The 18720-nt window shown below is 69.2% G+C and carries 1 protein-coding gene (cut by both window edges); it reads right to left on the bottom strand.

Every position in this 18720-nt window falls within one protein-coding gene, locus Q2K21_RS03335, for a non-ribosomal peptide synthase/polyketide synthase (RefSeq protein WP_310764175.1), read on the bottom strand. The gene is 35448 nt long; 223 of those nucleotides lie to the left of the window and 16505 to its right, leaving coding positions 16506–35225 in view (codon 5502, partial, through codon 11742, partial); the first complete codon in reading order (the gene reads right to left) occupies nucleotides 18717–18719. The start codon and the stop codon both lie outside this window.

The raw sequence follows: 18720 nt of genomic DNA, 5'->3' as shown, positions 1-18720 counted from the left end.
AGGACCTCCGCAAACGCCTGACACAGCATTTCCTCGCGCGGGCTGGCAGGGCCACGGCCGGATCCTGCCGTAGTTGCGAACTCCGGCGCAGGAAGGGCTTTGCGGTCCAGTTTTCCGTTGGCCGTCAACGGCAGTGTCTTCAGAACCACCGCGACCGATGGCACCAGGTGATCGGGCATCCGCGCGGCGACGAACTGACGTACCGAACCGGACAGCGCCTCGTCATCCAGATCCTCGACATCGGCCGGGACGATGTAAGCCACCAGGCGCTTGTCACCCGGCACGTCCTCCCGGGCGACGACCGCGGCGCGGGCGACCTGCGGGTGCGCGGTGAGCGCTGCCTCGATCTCGCCCGGCTCGATCCGGAAGCCGCGGATCTTCACCTGCTCGTCGGTCCGGCCGACGAACACCAGCTCGCCGGACTCGGTCCAGCGCACCACGTCGCCGGTGCGGTACAGCCGGCCGCCGCCAACCGTGTCGAACGGGTCGGCGATGAACCTGCCTGCGGTCAGGACCGCTCGTCCCACGTACCCGCGGGCCAGCTGAGCTCCGGCCACGTACAACTCCCCGGCCACCCCGACGGGCACCGGTGTCAGCTGCTCATCCAGCACGTAGGCGCGGGTGTTGGCCACCGGACGGCCGAGCGGCAGCGCACCGTCGGCCACCGTCCGGGCGTCGAGGTGGGCGGTGAGCACCCCGATCGTGGTCTCGGTCGGACCGTAGTGGTTGAACACCGACCGGTCCTTCCCGGCCACGGCCATCAGCTCCCGCACCCATCCGGTCGGAGCGGCCTCGCCGCCCAGCACCACGGCGCGGCTCGGTACGACCGCTTCCAGACCGGCCGCACCGGCGCCCAGGGCCGCCAGATGCGAGGGCACCACCTTCACGGCGTCGATCTTCTGACCGGCGACGAACTCGGCCATCCCCGCCGGGTCGGTGAGCACCTTCTCCGGCGCCAACACCAGCGTTCCGCCCGTTGAAAGCGCCCCGAACACCAGGGTGTTGCCCAGGTCGGTGACCTGCCCCTGCAGCACTCCGAACCGCCCTGTGCCGGTAAGCCCGACTCGCACGGGCACCGAGGCCACGTAGTTGGCCAGCCCGCGGTGGGTCACCCCCACGCCCTTCGGCTGACCGGTCGACCCCGAGGTGTAGATCACGTACGCCAGCTGCTCCGGAGCCACGCGGATGTCCAACGCCTCGGCAGACGTCGACGACATCGCCGCGGCCACCTGCGGATCATCCAGCGCCACCATCGGCGCCCGTACGGCCGGCAACTCATCGAGGACGTCCTCGGTGCCGAGCAGAACGGCCGCACGGGCATCGGCCAGCATGAACGCCACCCGCTCGACCGGGTAGCCCGGGTCGATCGGCAGGTACGCGGCGCCGGCCTTCCACACCGCCAGCAGGCCCACGATCATGTCCAGGCCTCGCGGCAAGCACAGACCCACCACTGACTCGCGACCGATTCCCAGTCCGATCAGGTACCGGGCCACCCGGTTCGCCCGCGCGTCCAGTTCGGCGTAGGACAACTCGACGCCGTCCGCGACCACGGCCACTGCATCCGGCGTCCGCGCCGCCTGCGCCGCGATCATCTCGGGTACCAGTGCTTCCGGCACGACCGTGTCGGTGTCGTTCCACTCCACCAGCACCCGGTGCCGCTCCTCGGCATCCAGCACATCCACCCGGGAAACCCGGACGGACGGATCAGCCGTCACTGCCTCCAACACCCGCACCCACCGCTCGGCGATCACCGCGACCGTGCCGGCGTCGAACAGATCCGCCGAACCGGTCACCCCGCCATCAATCCCGGCCGGAACCCCGTCCGCATCGAACGCCTCTCCCACGATCACGTCGATGTCGAACTTGGCCACCGACGAACTCGTCGACACCGGCGAGCCCCCCGATCCACCGACCTGCACACCCGGGAGGTCCAGCACCGCCTCGGCGTTGTTCTGGAAGGTCAAGAGCACCTGGAAGAGCGGATGGCGCGCCAGCGACCTGGTCGGAGCAAGTTCCTCGACCAGCCGCTCGAACGGCACGTCCTGGTGCTCGAACCCGGCCAGGCTCCTCTCCCGCACCCGGGCGAGCAGCTCGGCGAACGTCGGGTCCCCGGACACATCCGTGCGCACGACCAGAGTGTTGACGAACGAGCCGACCAGGTCGTCCAACGCCTCATCGGTACGTCCGGCGATGGCCGAGCCGATCGGAATGTCCGTGCCCGCGCCCAGCTTCGAGACCAGCACCGCCAGCGCCGCCTGGAGCAGCATGAACGCCGTCACACCCTGCTCACGGGCCACATTGAGGATCCGGCCGTGCAGCGCGGCCGGGATCTTCACGGGCATCGTGTGCCCGCGGTGGCTGGCGACCGCCGGGCGCGGTCGGTCCACCGGCAACGCCAGCTCCTCCGGCGCACCCGCCAGTGCCTGGCGCCAGTAAGCGACCTGACGGGAGATCACGCTGTCCGGGTCGTCCTCGCTGCCCAGCAGCTCGCGCTGCCACAGTGTGTAGTCCGCGTACTGCACCGGCAGCGGCTCCCACACGGGAGTACGGCCCTCAAGGCGGGCCGCGTACGCGGTCGAGACGTCTCGGGCCAGCGGGTCGGACGACCAGCCGTCGGTGGCGATGTGGTGTGCCACCACTACCAGCACATGCTCATCCGGCCCGACCGTGAACAGCCACGCCCGCACCGGCACCTCGGACGCCAGATCGAACGCGTACCGGGCCGCCGCCTCGACCTGCTGGGGGAGATCCGCCGGGGCCACCTTCGCGACCTGCAGCTCCCAGTCCAGATCCTCGATGTCGATGACCTGCTGGAACGGCTGCCCGTCCGCGGCCGTGGGGAAGACCGTGCGCAGCACCTCGTGCCGCCCGATCACATCCCGCAACGCAGCGTCGAGAGCAACGTGATCCACGTGGCCTGAAAGTCGTACGGTCTCGGGGCTGTTGTAGGTCGCGCTCGGGCCCTCCAACTGCCCGATGAACCACAGACGCTGCTGCGTGAACGACAGCGGCATGCGCTCCGGACGCGCCTGCGGTACCAGCGCGGCCCGTGCCGCACCCGCACCCGGCAACCGCGCCGCAAGCCCGGCCACCGTCGGGGCCTCGAACAGAGCCCGCAACGACAGCTCCGCCCCGAGCATGATCCGCACCCGGCTCACCAACCGCACCGCCAGTAGCGAATGCCCACCCAGCGCGAAGAAGTCGTCATCCACACCGACCGACTCCAGCCCCAACACCTCGGCGAACGCCTGGCACAACAACTCTTCCCGCACGTCCGCCGGAGCCCGACCGGACCCGGCAACCGCACCGAAGTCCGGCACCGGCAACGCCCGCCGGTCCAGCTTCCCGTTCACCGTCAGCGGCAACGCCTCCAGCACCACCACCGCAGACGGCACCATGTACTCCGGCAACCGGGATGCGACATGCTCCCGCAGCACGACCGGATCAGCCTCCAGCCCGGCTGCCGGGACCACATAGGCCACCAAGCGCTTGTCCCCCGCGCTGTCCTGCCGGGCGACCACCGCGGCCTGCGCCACCCGCGGATGCGAGGCGACCACCGCCTGCACCTCACCCAGCTCGATCCGGAAACCCCGGATCTTCACCTGGTCATCAGCCCGGCCCGCGAACACCAGCCCGCCCTCGGCGTTCCAGCGCACCACATCCCCGGTCCGGTACAACCGGCCACCCGCGCCGGCCGTGTCGAACGGATCGGCCACGAACCGGCCCGCCGTCAGACCCGCACGGCCCACATACCCCCGCGCCAACTGCACACCCGCGAGATACAACTCACCGGCCACACCCGCCGGCACCGGACGCAAGGCCGCATCCAGCACATACGCCCTGACATTCCACATCGGCCCACCCATGGGCACAGCCCCGGACCCGCCAGGACCGCATTCCTGCGACGTCACCGTCACCGACGCCTCCGTCGGCCCATACGTGTTGTGCAGACGCGCACCCGGCAACACCGCAAAGAACCGGTCCCGCACAGCCGCGGACAACTCCTCGCCGCCGCTGAGGACCTGACGCAACGACACACACTCGGCCGTCGCCGGCTCAGCCAGGAACAACTCCAACATTCCCGGCACGAACTCCGCCGCCGTCACCCGCTGATCACGCACCAGCCCTGCAAGGTACGCCGGATCCCGATGACCACCCGGACGCGCCACCACCAACACCGCACCCGACACCAACGGCAGGAACAACTCCCACACGGACACATCGAAACCGATCGGCGTCTTGTGCAAAACCCGGTCCGAAGCCCCCAGACCATACTCGTCCAACAACCACCAGATCAGATTGACCGCACCCGAATGCGGCACACCCACACCCTTCGGAGTCCCCGTCGAACCCGACGTATAAATCACATACGCCAACTGACCCGCCGGCACACGAACATCCAACGCCTCAGCAGACACCGACGACACCGCCGAAACCATCCGCGGGTCATCCACCACCACCACCGGCACACCCGACCCAGTCCCACCATCCGGCAGCACCCGGCCACAGGTCTGATCGGTCAGCACCGCTACCACACCTGCATCCGCCAGCATGAACGCGACCCGCTCCGCCGGCAGCTCCGGATCAACCGGCAGATACGCGGCCCCGGCCTTCAACACCGCCAGCAACGCCACCACCAGGTCCACGCCGCGCTCAAGGCACACCGCGACCACCGACTCCGCACCCACACCCCGGCCGGCCAGCACTCGGGCCAGACGATTCGCCCGCGCATCCAACTCCGCGTACGAGACCGACTCACCCTCGAACACCACCGCCACCGCATCCGGAGTCCGCGCCACCTGCCGCGCGAACAACTCCGGCAACGACCCCGCCGGCACCACCGCAGCAGTGTCATTCCACCCATACACCACCCGGTCCAACTCGACCGCATCCAGCACACCAACTGCCGACAACGGCACCGACGGGTCGGCAAGTACCGCCTCCAGCACCCGCATCAGACGCTCGGCCATCACCGCAACGCTGTCGGCCTCGAACAGATCCGCCGCTCCGGTAACCGTGCCCAGCAAGCCCATCGGAGCGCCCTCGGTCCCGAAGAGCTCGGACAGGGACACGTCCAGGTCGAACTTCGCCACCTGCATGCCCGAGGAGACTTCCCGGGCGCTCAACCCAGGCAGGTCCGGAACGGCATCTGCGTTGTTGTCCACGGTGAGCATCACCTGGAACAGCGGATGCCGCGACAGCGAACGGGCCGGAGCCAGCTCCTCGACCAGACGCTCGAAGGGCACGTCCTGGTGCTCGAACCCGGCCAGGCTCGTCTCACGAACCCGAGCCAGCAACTGCTCGAACGTCGGGTCACCCGACAGATCCGTGCGCATCACCAGGGTGTTGACGAAGAACCCGACCAGATCGTCGAGTGCCTCGTCGGTACGCCCGGCGATCGCCGCACCGATCGGGATGTCCTCACCGGCGCCCAGCTTGGACAGCAGCGTGGCGAGCGCGGCCTGCAGCACCATGAACACCGTCACGCCCTGCTCACGCGCCACCGACAACAGCCGCGCATGCACATCAGCCGATATCGCGAGTGGCACGGTGTGCCCGCGATGGCTCGACACTGCCGGGCGCGGGCGGTCGGTCGGCAGCAACAGCTCCTGCGGCGCCTCGGCCAAAGCCCGCTGCCAGTACCGAACCTGCTGGGATATCAGGCTGTCCGGGTCGGACTCGCTGCCCAGCAACTCCCGCTGCCACAGCGCGTAGTCCGCGTACTGCACCGGCAACGGCTCCCACACCGGAGTCTGGCCTGCAACACGAGCCGCATACGCGGTGGACACATCCCGCGCCAGCGGTCCGGCCGACCAGCCGTCCCCCGCGATGTGATGCACGACGACCACCAGCACCCGCTCGTCCGAACCGTCTGCGAACAGCCACGCCCGCACCGGCACCTCGGACGACAGATCGAACGCATACCCGACCGCCGCTGCGACGCCCGCTTCAAGATCATACTCGGCCATCTCGACCTGCTGCAGCTCCCAGTCCAGCTCGTCGATGCCGATGACCTGCTGGAACGGCTGTCCATCCGCGGCGGTGGAGAACACGGTGCGCAGCACCTCGTGCCGGCCGATCACATCCCGCAACGCCGCCCCGAGCGCGGCCGAGTCCACGTCACCGGACAGCCCTAGCACCATCGGGATGTTGTACGTCGGGCTCGGGCCATCCAACTGACCAAGGAACCATAGGCGCTGCTGTGCGAACGACAGCGGCAACCGCTCCGGACGCACCTGCGACACCAGAGCCGAACGCGCCACACCTGCACCCGGCAGCCGCGCCGCCAACCCGGCAACCGTCGGGGCCTCGAACAAGTCCCGCAAGGACAACTCCACGCCGAGCAGGGTCCGCACGCGGCTGACCAGGCGCACCGCGAGCAGCGAGTGACCGCCCAGGGCGAAGAAGTCGTCCTCGACGCCGACCGACTCCAGCCCGAGGACCTCGGCGAAGCCCTGGCACAGGATCTCCTCGCGCACATTCGCCGGGCCACGACCTGAGCCGGCGATGGCCGCGAAGTCGGGCGCGGGCAGGGCCCGCCGGTCCAGCTTCCCGTTCACCGTCAGCGGCAACGCCTCAAGGACCACCACCGCCGACGGCACCATGTACTCCGGCAGACGCTCGGCGACAAACGCCCGCAGCACGACCGGGTCGGCCTGAGCCCCGGTCGCCGGGACGACGTAGGCGACCAGACGCTTGTCCCCGCCCTCATCCTCCCGCACGATGACCGCGGTCTGGGCGACGTGGGGGTGCCCGGCGATCACCGCTTCGATCTCACCCGGCTCGATCCGGAAACCACGGACCTTGACCTGCTCATCGGCCCGGCCCAGATACACCAGGTCCCCGTCGGCATCCCAGCGCACCACATCCCCGGTGCGATACAGCCGGCCGCCACCGGCATCGGTGGCATCGAACGGATCGGCGACGAACCGCTCCGCCGTCAGACCCGCACGCCCCACATACCCACGCGCCAGCTGCACACCCGCCAGATACAACTCACCAGCCACCCCCACCGGCACCGGACGCATCCGCTCATCCAGCACGAACACCCGCGTGTTCGCCACCGGACGCCCGATCGGCACCACACCCGACCCATCCGCCTCGACCCGGTACTCGGTCACGTCCACCGACGCCTCGGTCGGACCGTACAAGTTGAACAGGCCAGCTCCCTCACCGAACACGGAGAAGAACCGGTCCCGGACGCCGGCACCCAACGCCTCGCCCGAACACACCACCCGCCGCAACGAGCCGCACTCCCGAGCCTGCGGCGCCGCAAGGAACGCCTCCAGCATCGACGGCACGAAATGCACCGTGTCCACCCGCTGCTCACGGACCAGTTCCGCGACATACCCCGGATCCCGGTGACCACCCGGACGGGCCACCACCATCACCGCACCCTGCAGCAACGGCCAGAACAACTCCCACACCGACACATCGAAACCGAACGGCGTCTTGTGCAGCACCCGATCCCCCACCGCCAGGCCGAACCGGTCCTGCATCCACCCCAACCGGTTCACAATCCCCGCATGCGAGACCACCACACCCTTCGGCACACCCGTCGAACCCGACGTATAGATCACATACGCCGCATGCCCCGGCACCACCGACACGCCCAGCGGGCCATCGTCCGCCAAAGACACCTGCACGTCGTCCGTGACCACCACCGGCACCGCACCCGCACCCACCACAGCCGCGCAGGCCCCATCGGTGACCACACACACCGCACCCGCATCAGCCAGCATGAACGCGACCCGCTCCGCCGGCAGCTCCGGATCAACCGGCAGATACGCGCCCCCGGCCTTCAACACCGCCAGCAACGCCACGACCATGTCCACGCCACGGTCCAGGCACACCGCCACGACCGACTCCGCCCCCACACCCCGGCCGGCCAGCACCCGGGCCAGACGATTCGCCCGCGCATCCAACTCCGCATACGAAACCGACTCACCCTCGAACACCACCGCCACCGCATCCGGCGTCCGCGCCACCTGCCCCGCGAACAACCCCGGCAACGTCCCCGCCGGAACCACCGCATCCGTGTCGTTCCACTCCACCAGCACCCGACGCCGCTCCACGGCATCCAGCACATCCATCCCGGAGACCCGCACGAACGGATCGGCGGCCACCGTCTCCAGCACCCGCACCAGACGCTCGGCCATCGCCACCACTGTCGCCGCGTCGAACAGGTCCGCCGACCCGATCAAATCGCCACGAAGCCCGCCCGAAACGCCATCGGCGTCGAACACCTCACCCAGACTCAGCTCCAGGTCGAACTTCGCCGCCGGCTGGGCCGCGGCGATCCCCTGCGTGCTCAGACCACGCAGGTCCAGCTCCGCCTCGGCGTTGTTCTGCAGGGTGAGCATCACCTGGAACAGCGGATGCCGTGACAGGGAGCGGGCGGGAGCCAGCTCCTCGACCAGACGCTCGAAGGGCACGTCCTGGTGCTCGAACCCGGCCAGGCTCGTCTCACGAACCCGAGCCAGCAACTGCTCGAACGTCGGGTCACCCGACAGATCCGTGCGCATCACCAGGGTGTTGACGAAGAACCCGACCAGATCGTCGAGTGCCTCGTCGGTACGCCCGGCGATCGCCGCACCGATCGGGATGTCCTCACCGGCGCCCAGCTTGGACAGCAGCGTGGCAAGCGCGGCCTGCAGCACCATGAACACCGTCACGCCCTGCTCACGCGCCACCTTCACAAGTTGAGCGTGCACATCGGCCGGGATCTGCAACGGCACTGCATGCCCACGATGGCTCGACACCGCAGGACGCGGCCTGTCCACCGACAACGTCAGCTCCTCCGGCGCACCCGCCAATGCCTCCCGCCAGTACGTGAACTGGCGGGAGATCACGCTGTCCGGGTCGCCCTCGCTGCCCAGCAACTCGCGCTGCCACAGCGCGTAGTCCGCGTACTGCACCGGCAGCGGCTCCCACACCGGAGCCTGGCCTTCAACACGCGCCGCATAGGCCGTGGACACGTCCCTGGCCAGCGGCCCGGTCGACCAACCGTCCCCGGCAATGTGGTGGACCACCACCACAAGCACCCGCTCACCCGACCCGTCCGAGAAGAGCCAGGCCCGGATCGGCACCTCGACCGCCAGATCGAAGGCATACCCGGCCGCCGCCGCGACCTCCGCCTCCAGATCAGACGCAGTCACCTCGACCTGCTGCAGCTCCCAGCCCAGCTCGTCGATATCGATGACCTGCTGGAACGGCTCACCCTGAGCAACCGGGAACACGGTGCGCAGCACCTCGTGCCGGCCGATCACATCCCGCAACGCCCCCGAAAGCGCGGCGGAGTCCACCTCACCGGCCAGGCGTATCGCCATCGGGATGTTGTAGGTGGAGCTTGGGCCTTCGAGCTGCCCGATGAACCACAGGCGCTGCTGTGCGAACGACAGCGGCAACCGCTCCGGACGCACCTGCGGCACCAGAGCCGAACGCGCCACACCTGCACCCGGCAGCCGCGCCGCCAACGCCGCCACCGTCGGGGCCTCGAACAGCACCCGCAACGACAACTCCACGCCGAGCAGGGTCCGCACGCGGCTGACCAGGCGCACCGCGAGCAGTGAGTGTCCGCCCAGGGCGAAGAAGTCGTCCTCGACGCCGACCGACTCCAGGCCCAGGACCTCAGCGAACGCCAAGCACAGCAGTTCCTCGCGGACGTTTGCGGGACCACGGCCGGTGCCGGTGAGTGAGGCGAAGTCGGGGGCGGGCAGGGCCTTGCGGTCCAGCTTCCCGTTGACCGTGAGCGGCAACGCCTCCAGCAGCACCACAGCCGACGGCACCATGTACTCCGGCAACCGCGACGCGGCGAACTCCCGCAACACGACCGGATCAGGCTCGGCCCCGGCCACGGGGACGACGTAGGCGACCAGGCGCTTGTCCCCGACCGCATCCTCCCGCACGATCACTTCGGCCTGCGCCACCTGCGGATGCCCGGCCAGCACCGCCTGGATCTCACCCGGCTCGATCCGGAACCCCCGGACCTTCACCTGCTCATCCGCCCGGCCCACGAACACCAGCTCACCATCAGCGTTCCAGCGCACCACATCCCCGGACCGATACAACCGGCCACCACCGGTGGTGTCGAACGGGTCGGCGACGAACCGCTCCGCGGTCAGACCCGCACGCCCCGCATACCCACGCGCCAACTGCCCACCCGCCACATACAACTCACCAGCCACACCCACCGGTACCGGAGCAAGCCGCTCATCGAGCACATACACCCGCAGACCAGGAATACCCCGACCGACCACACTGGCCGCCGACCCGGCATCCCCCACCCCAAGCTCACGGTAGGTGACATGCACGGTCGTCTCGGTGATCCCATACATGTTCACCAGCCGCGGCCCACCCTCCGGCCGCCGCGCCCACCACTCACCCAGCCGCGCAGGATCCAACGCCTCCCCACCGAACACCACCGCACGCAGCCGCTCACCCAACCCCGCCCGGCCCGCCTCAGCAGCGATCAGCTGATAAAACGCCGACGGCGTCTGACTCAACACCGTCACCCGCTCCCGCTCCAGCAACTCCCAGAACTCCTCCGGAGACCGGGACACCCCATGCGGAACCACCACCACACGCCCACCGTGCAGCAACGCCCCCCACAACTCCCACACCGAGAAATCGAACGCGAACGAATGGAACCAGCTCCACACATCGTCCGACCCGAACTCGAACAGCCCCCTCGCCGCAGCGAACAGACTCACCACATTGCGATGCGTCACCGCCACACCCTTGGGACGCCCCGTCGACCCGGACGTATAGATCGAATACGCAGGATGATCCAACAACAAAGGACCAGCACACTCCGCATCCGCCAGAGCGCTGCCATCCAGAGCGGCAACCGCCGCAACCACCTGCGGATCATCCAGCACAACCACCGGCGCATCCACCACAGGCACCGCCGCAACACAGGACGCCTCGGTGAACACCAACGCCGGACGCGCATCAGCCAGCACAAACCCGACCCGCTCAGCCGGATAAGCCGGATCCACGGGCAGATACGCCGCCCCCGCCTTCAACACACCCAGCAACGCCACCACCAGATCGGCGGAACGCTCCATCAACACCGCCACCACCGACTCCGGACCCACCCCACGCCCGGCCAACAACCTCGCCAACCGATTCGCACGCGCATCCAACTCCGCATACGTCAACCGCACATCACCATCCACCAACGCCACCGCATCCGGCGTCCGCGCCACCTGCCCGGCAAACAACCCCGGCAACGTCGCCTGCGGAGCGTCGATCGTCCTGTCGTTCCACTGGACCAGCACGCGGTCCAACTCCGCGGCATCCAGGACGGCGACGGCGGACAGCGGCACCTGCGGGCCGCCGGCCAGAGCGTCCTCCAACGCCGGCACCAGATGGCCGACCGCGGTGTGCAGCATCCCCGCCACCGCCTGCGGGTCGATCGGTCCGACCGCATCCACCGTCAGACCGAACCCATGACCGTCGTCATCCACCGAGACCGTCAACGGATAGTTGGTCCGCTCCCGGGAGAACACGACCCGGACGCCTTCGAACCCACCGGCGCCGTCAGTGCGCTCCGGCCCACGGACCGTGCTGTGCCGGTAGTTGAACAGCGCGGTGAACAGCGGCTCATCGGCCGGTACCGCACTGACCCGCTGGGCCAAGGCCAGCGGCGCGTGCTCGTGCTCCAGCAGCCCCGCCAGCTGGCCGCGCATCGCCGTAACCGCCGAGAGGGCATCGAGGTCGCCGGTGCGCACCCGCACCGGCAGGGTGTTCATGATCAGACCGGGCACCCGGTCCGAGCCCGCACCTGAGCTCATCCGGCCGAACAGCACCGTACCGAACACCACATCATCACGGCCCGAGACCGCCGCCAGCACCCGCGACCACGCCACATGCAGCACCGTCGCCGCACTGGCCCCCAACCGCCGCGATACGTCCCGCAGCCGCGCCGCCAAGTCGGTGTCCAGATGCAGGCTTGCGTTGACCACCCCGGAGCCGTCGCCGCGCACATCGCTGACCCCGAAAGCCAGGGTCGGCTCGTCCACCCCGGACAGCAACTCCTGGAAGAACCCCTCGTGCACTCCCGTGTCGAGACCGGCACGGGCCTGCGCCACGAAGTCCCGGTACGGCAGCGGATCCGGCAATTCCTCGGCGCGATCCGCCAGCACTGCCTGAATCTCGCTCAGCACCACATCCATCGCGGTGTGGTCCTGCGCCAGGTGATGCACCCGCACCAGCGCCAGCCACTGCCCACCGGATACGCCGGCAACATGCAGGTCCAGCAGCGGCGCCCGCCCCAGATCCATCGCCAGCCCCGCCGACGCCACCAGGTCCGCCGCCGGGTCGGTGCTGTCGGTGTCGAGGTTCACCTCGGTGACCGGCAGCGTCGCGGAGCGCCACACCACCTGTACCGGCTCACGCAGCCCCTGCCACACGACCGAGGTGCGGAACACATCGTGCCGGTCGACGACCTGCTGCAACGCCCCGACGAACCCGTCCAACCGAGAGCGGTTGTCGAACTCCAACACGAACGGCGTGACGTACGCATCTTCACCACCGTCGGCCAGCAGGTGGTGGAAGAAGATCCCTTCCTGCAGCGGGGCCAGCGGATAGACGTCCGCGACATTGCCCGCACCACCCTCGACCCCGGCCACCACTGCCTGGATCTCGGCCTCGGTCAGCTCCACCAACGGCAGCATCTCCGGCGTGATCGTCTGCGCGCCGTCCGGAATCAGGTTCTCCGGCACCGACACCGTCACCGCACCGGACACAGCCGCCAGGCCCGCCGGCGTCGGCGAGACGAACAGCGACCGCACGGGCACCGACATGCCTCGCACCCGCAGCCACTCCACCAAGCGGACCGCCAGCAGCGAGTGACCGCCCAGGGCGAAGAAGTCGTCCTCGACGCCGACCGACTCCAGCCCGAGGACCTCGGCGAAGCCCTGGCACAGGATCTCCTCGCGCACATTCGCCGGGCCACGACCTGAGCCGGCGATGGCCGCGAAGTCCGGCGCGGGCAGGGCCCGCCGGTCCAGCTTCCCGTTCACCGTCAGCGGCAACGCCTCAAGGGCCACCACCGCCGACGGCACCATGTACTCCGGCAGACGCTCGGCGACAAACGCCCGCAGCACGACCGGGTCGGCCTCAGAACCGGTCGCCGGGACGACGTAGGCGACCAGACGCTTGTCCCCGCCCTCATCCTCCCGCACGATGACCGCGGTCTGGGCGACCTGCGGATGCCCGGCGATCACCGCTTCGATCTCACCCGGCTCGATCCGGAAACCACGGACCTTGACCTGCTCATCGGCCCGGCCCAGATACACCAGGTCCCCGTCGGCATCCCAGCGCACCACATCCCCGGTGCGATACAGCCGGCCGCCACCGGCATCGGTGGCATCGAACGGATCGGCGACGAACCGCTCCGCCGTCAGACCCGCACGCCCCACATACCCACGCGCCAGCTGCACACCCGCCAGATACAACTCACCAGCCACCCCCACCGGCACCGGACGCATCCGCTCATCCAGCACGAACACCCGCGTGTTCGCCACCGGACGCCCGATCGGCACCACACCCGACCCATCCGCCTCGACCCGGTACTCGGTCACGTCCACCGACGCCTCGGTCGGACCGTACAAGTTGAACAGGCCAGCTCCCTCACCGAACACGGAGAAGAACCGGTCCCGGACGCCGGCACCCAACGCCTCGCCCGAACACACCACCCGCCGCAACGAGCCGCACTCCCGAGCCTGCGGCGCCGCAAGGAACGCCTCCAGCATCGACGGCACGAAATGCACCGTGTCCACCCGCTGCTCACGGACCAGTTCCGCGACATACCCCGGATCCCGGTGACCACCCGGACGGGCCACCACCATCACCGCACCCTGCAGCAACGGCCAGAACAACTCCCACACCGACACATCGAAACCGAACGGCGTCTTGTGCAGCACCCGATCCCCCACCGCCAGGCCGAACCGGTCCTGCATCCACCCCAACCGGTTCACAATCCCCGCATGCGAGACCACCACACCCTTCGGCACACCCGTCGAACCCGACGTATAGATCACATACGCCGCATGCCCCGGCACCACCGACACGCCCAGCGGGCCATCGTCCGCCAAAGACACCTGCACGTCGTCCGTGAACACCACCGGCACCGCACCCGCACCCACCACAGCCGCGCAGGCCCCATCGGTGACCACACACACCGCACCCGCATCAGCCAGCATGAACGCGACCCGCTCCGCCGGCAGCTCCGGATCAACCGGCAGATACGCACCCCCGGCCTTCAACACCGCCAGCAACGCCACGACCATGTCAAAGCCGCGCTCCAGGCACACCGCCACGACCGACTCCGCACCCACACCCCGGCCGACCAGCACCCGGGCCAGACGATTCGCCCGCGCATCCAACTCCGCATACGAAACCGACTCACCCTCGAACACCACCGCCACCGCATCCGGCGTCCGCGCCACCTGCCCCGCGAACAACCCCGGCAACGTCCCCGCCGGAACCACCGCATCCGTGTCGTTCCACTCCACCAGCACCCGACGCCGCTCCACGGCATCCAGCACATCCATCCCGGAGACCCGCACGAACGGATCGGCGGCCACCGTCTCCAGTACCCGCACCAGACGCTCGGCCATCGCCAGGACACTGCCGGCCTCGAACAGATCCACCGACCCAGTCAGCTCGCCACGGAGCTCGACCGGAGCACCGTTCGTGTCGAAGACCTCACCCAGGCTCAGCTCCAGATCGAACTTCGCCACCGACATCGCTGCGGCCGACGCGTGCACTCCAGGCCGCACGCCCGGCAGGTCCAGCTCCGCCTCGGTGTTGTTCTGCAGGGTGAGCATCACCTGGAACAGCGGATGCCGTGACAGGGAGCGGGCGGGAGCCAGCTCCTCCACCAGACGCTCGAAGGGCACATCCTGGTGCTCGAAGCCAGCCAGACCGGTCTCCCGCACCCGAGCCAGCAACTCGGTGAACGCCGGGTCACCTGACACATCCGTACGCATCACCAGCGTGTTGACGAAGAACCCGACCAGATCATCCAAGGCCTCGTCCGTGCGTCCGGCGACCGCCGCACCGATCGGGATGTCCGTGCCGGCGCCCAGCTTCGACAGCAGCACCGCCAGCGCGGCCTGCACCACCATGAACACCGTCACACCCTGCTCACGCGCCATCTCCAGCAGCCGCGCATGCACATCGGCCGACACCTGGAGCGGCACGCTGTGCCCACGATGGCTCGACACCACCGGACGCGGCCGGTCCACCGGCAACGCCAGCTCCTCCGGCATCCCAGCCAACGCCGATCGCCAGAATGCGACCTGGCGTGAGATCACACTGTCCGGGTCGTCCTCGCTGCCCAGCAGCTCGCGCTGCCACAGCGCGTAGTCCGCGTACTGCACCGGCAACGGCTCCCACACCGGAGCCCGGCCCTCAAGGCGGGCCGCGTACGCGGTCGACACATCCCGGGCCAGCGAGCCCGTCGACCAACCGTCCCCGGCGATGTGGTGGACCACCACGACCAGCACCTGCTCCCCCGAAGGCTCACCCGAACCCTCGGTGAACAGCCACGCCCGCACCGGCACCTCCGACACCAGATCGAAGGCATACTGCGCCGCCTGCGCGATCGCGTCCGGCAGCTGTCCGGCGGCCACCTCGACCGCCTGAAGCTCCCAGGCCAGCTCCTCGATGTCGATGACCTGCTGGAACGGCTCGCCATCGGCGGTCGGGAAGACCGTACGCAGCACCTCGTGCCGGCCGATCACATCCCGCAACGCCGAACCGAGCGCGGCCGAGTCCACGTCACCGGACAGCCCCAGCACCATCGGGATGTTGTAGGTGGAGCTCGGGCCCTCCAACTGCCCGATGAACCAGAGCCGCTGCTGTGCGAACGACAGCGGCAACCGCTCCGGACGCGCCTGCGGTACAAGCGCGGAACGCGCCGCACCCGCACCCGACAACCGGGCCGCCAGCCCGGCCACCGTCGGAGCCTCGAACAGGAACCGGATGTCGATCTCCACCCCGAGCAAGGCCCGCACCCGGCTGACCAGCCGTACGGCCAGCAGCGAGTGGCCGCCCAGGGCGAAGAAGTCGTCATCGACACCGACCGACTCCAGGCCCAGGACCTCGGCGAACGCCTGGCACAGCGCCTTTTCGCGGGCGTTGGCCGGGCCGTGCCCGGACCTGGCGGCAGCCGCGAAGTCGGGGGCCGGCAGCGCCTTGCGGTCCAACTTCCCGTTCACCGTGAGCGGCAGAGCCTCAAGGACCACCACCGCCGACGGCACCATGTACTCCGGCAACCGCGAGCCCACAAACTCCCGCAGCACACCAGCATCAGCCTCAGCCTCGGCTGCCGGGACGACGTAGGCGACCAGGCGCTTGTCACCCGGCACGTCCTCCCGCGCGATCACCGCCGCTTGGGCAACCTGCGGGTGCGCGGTCAGGACCGCCTCGATCTCGCCCGGCTCGATCCGGAAACCACGGACCTTCACCTGCTCATCCGCCCGGCCCACATACACCAGATCACCATCGGCGTTCCAGCGCACCACATCCCCGGTCCGATACAACCGGCCACCGGAGCCGGTGGCATCGAACGGATCCGCCACGAACCGGCCCGCGGTCAACCCCGCCCGGCCCACATATCCCCGCGCCAACTGAGCCCCAGCGATATACAACTCACCGGCAACCCCGACCGGCACCGGCCGCAACGACTCATCCAGCACATACAACCGCACGTTGGCGATTGGCCGGCCGATCGGCACCTGCTCATCCAGCCGCTGCCCCGACACCGCCCGGAACACACAACACCCGACCACCGTCTCGGTCGGTCCGTACTCATTGACCACCACCGAGTCCGGCGTACGCCCCAGCCAGTCACGCACCGCACCGGCCGACAACGCCTCACCACCCACCACCAGCACCCGCGCCGCCGACAACGCGGCAGCATCGGTCACCAGCTCCGCCAGCAACGGCAGATGCCCCGGCACCACCTTCAGCACATCAAAACCACCCGAGGCATTCACCAGCCCCGCCAGACCCTCGGCACCGCCCTCAGCACTGGCCACCACCACCGACCCCGCCACCAACGGCACCACCACACTCGTCACCGTCAGGTCGAACGCCAACGACGAATGCAACACCGCCCCACCAGCAGCCGGACCATACTCACCCGCCGCCCACACCACATAGTTCGCCAACCCGCCATGAGTCACCCCGACACCCTTCGGCGTCCCCGTCGACCCCGACGTATAGATCACATACGCCAACTGCCCCGGCACCACCGGAACCCCGACCGGGCCGTCAGCCACCGACGACACCACCGCAGCCACCTGCGGATCGTCCAACGCCACCACCGGCACCCTCACCGCCGGCAACTCGTCCAGGATGTCCTCGGTCCCCAGCAACACCGCCGCCCGCGCATCGGAGAGCATGAACGAGATCCGCTCGGCCGGATACTCCGGGTCGATGGGCAGATACGCACCCCCGGACTTCCACACCGCCAACAGGGCCACCACCATGTCCACCCCACGCGGCAGACACAACCCCACCACCGACTCCGCACCCACACCCAGCCCGGTCAGATACCGCGCCAGACGATTCGCCCGCGCATCCAGTTCCGCGTAGGACAGCTCGACACCGTCCGCGACCACGGCCACTGCATCCGGGGTCCGCACCACCTGCGCCGCAAACAACTCCGGCACCAGGGCATCCGGCACGACCGCATCCGTGTCGTTCCACTCCACCAGCACCCGACGCCGCTCATCGGCATCCAGCAAGTCGAGCGCCGACAAGGGCACGGACGGGTTGGTGAGCACCGTCTCCAGCAGCCGCACCAAACGCTCGGCGAACAGCGCGACGCTGTCGGCGTCGAACAGGTCCGCAGACCCGGTCACCACACCCCGCAGCCCTGCCGGAACGCCGCCGGTCGCGAAGACCTCCCCCACGCTCAGGTCGATGTCGAACCTCGCCGCCGAGGTCGCCGCGGCCGACGCCTCCTGGCCGCCGACCCGCACGCCCGGCAGATCCAGCACCGCCTCGGCGTTGTTCTGCCCCGTGAACATCACCTGGAACAAGGGATGCCGCGCCAGCGACCGGGAGGGAGCCAGCTCCTCCACCAGACGCTCGAAAGGCACGTCCTGGTGCTCGAACCCGGCGAGGCTCGTCTCACGCACCCTGGAGAGGACCTGGTGGAACGTCGGGTCACCTGACAGATCCGTACGGATCACCAGGCTGTTGATGAAGAACCCGACCAGGTCGTCCAGCGCCTCGTCGGTGCGGCCGGCCACCGCCATGCCCATCGGGATGTCCCTGCCCGCGCCCAGCTTGGACAGCAGCACCGCGAGCGCGGCCTGCACCAGCATGAACACCGTCACGCCCTGCTCACGCGCCACACCCACGAGCCGGGCATGCACGTCAGCCGGCACCTGCAACGGCACCGTATGGCCGTGGTTGCTTGCAACTGCCGGACGCGGACGGTCTGTCGGCAGCGTCAGCTCCTCCGGTGCCCCGGCCAAAGCCTCGCGCCAGTAGGCGACCTGCTGGGATATCAGGCTGTCCGGGTCGTCCTCGTTGCCCAGCAGCTCGCGCTGCCACAGCGCGTAGTCCGCGTACTGCACCGGCAGCGGCTCCCACACCGGGGCGCGGCCGTCAAGGCGAGCCGCGTATGCCGTGGAGACGTCGCGGGCCAGCGGGCCGGTCGACCAGCCGTCCCCGGCGATGTGGTGGACGACC

The sequence above is a fragment of the Streptomyces sp. CGMCC 4.7035 genome (assembly GCF_031583065.1).
Taxonomy (GTDB): domain Bacteria; phylum Actinomycetota; class Actinomycetes; order Streptomycetales; family Streptomycetaceae; genus Streptomyces; species Streptomyces yaanensis.
Note: the sequence above shows the minus strand (reverse complement) of the source record. Positions and strands in the feature narration are given on the sequence as shown.